The sequence below is a fragment of the Microbacterium umsixpiens genome, from assembly GCF_053543675.1.
This window is the reverse complement of sequence record NZ_JBLVOH010000066.1, coordinates 1-1104: the sequence shown is the minus strand read 5'-3', so window position 1 is coordinate 1104 and position 1104 is coordinate 1. Positions and strand designations below refer to the sequence as shown.

The following is a 1104-nucleotide window of genomic DNA, read 5'->3' as shown; positions in this document are numbered from 1 at the left end:
GGTGGGAGGGCGATGCTCATGAGACCGCCTCCTTTCGGACGATGACGAGGGACATCACTGCACCCTCACTCTCGGGTCGATGAAGCTGTAGGAGACATCGACCGCCAGGTTGATCAGCGCGTACGCGATCGCGATGAAGATGATGAATCCCTGGAGGACCGGGAAGTCCCTGGTGAAGATCGCCCGCGCCAGGAACGAACCGATGCCCGGGAACGCGAACACCGTCTCGGTGAGCACGGCGCCCGAGATCAGGAGTCCGGTCTGCAGGCCGATCGTCGTGATCACCGGCAGCATCGCGTTGCGCAGGATGAAGCGGTTGCGCAGCGTCGGGGCTCCGACGCCCTTCGCGCGTCCGGTGCGCACGTAGTCCGCGTTCTGCACCTCCAGGACGCTGGCCCTGGTGATGCGGACGATGATGGCGAGCGGGATCGTGCCCAGCGCGAGCGCCGGCAGGATCAGATGCAGGATCGCATCCCACGAGGCATCGAACTCGCCCGTGATGATGCCGTCCCACACGTAGAACCCGGTGGGATGGGTGGCGTCTATTCGCGGATCCTGACGGCCGTCCGACGGCAGCCATCCGAGCTGCACGGCGAAGACGTACTTCAGGATGAACGCCAGGAAGAACACCGGGATGGTGATGCCGATCAGGCTCAGCACCACCGACGCGTGGTCGGTGAGCTTGCCGTGACGACGAGCGGCCCAGTATCCGAGAGGGATGCCGACGCCGATCGCGAAGATCAGCGCCATGACGCTCAGCTCGAGCGTCGCCGGGAAGCGGCGCATGAACTCCTCGACGACGGGGCGGTTCGTCTGGATGGACGTTCCGAAGTCGCCCTGGAGCAGTCGCCCGATCCAGGTGAAGTACTGCTGGATGAGGGGTTCGTCGAAGCCGTAGAGCTCGTTGACCCTGGCGACGGCCTCCGGTGTGGCCTTCTCGCCGAGTAGGGCGACCGCGGGGCCGCCGGGAAGGGCTCTGACCCAGGCGAACAGCAGGATGCTGAGCCCGAACAGAGTGGGAATGAGGAACAGCAGTCGCCTGCCGATGGTGCGCAGCACGAAGATCTCCGTCGATCAGAAGGTACGCCGTGTCCCGGTCCCGCG

The 1104-nt window shown here is 65.3% G+C and carries 1 protein-coding gene; it reads right to left on the bottom strand.

Annotated elements, in window-relative coordinates; all coding sequences use genetic code 11:
* Window positions 1–54 precede the first annotated feature (54 nt).
* Window positions 55–1059, bottom strand: a complete 1005-nt coding sequence (locus ACNPM4_RS06615) for an ABC transporter permease (protein WP_105712362.1) — start codon at window positions 1057–1059, stop codon at window positions 55–57.
* Window positions 1060–1104 lie beyond the last annotated feature (45 nt).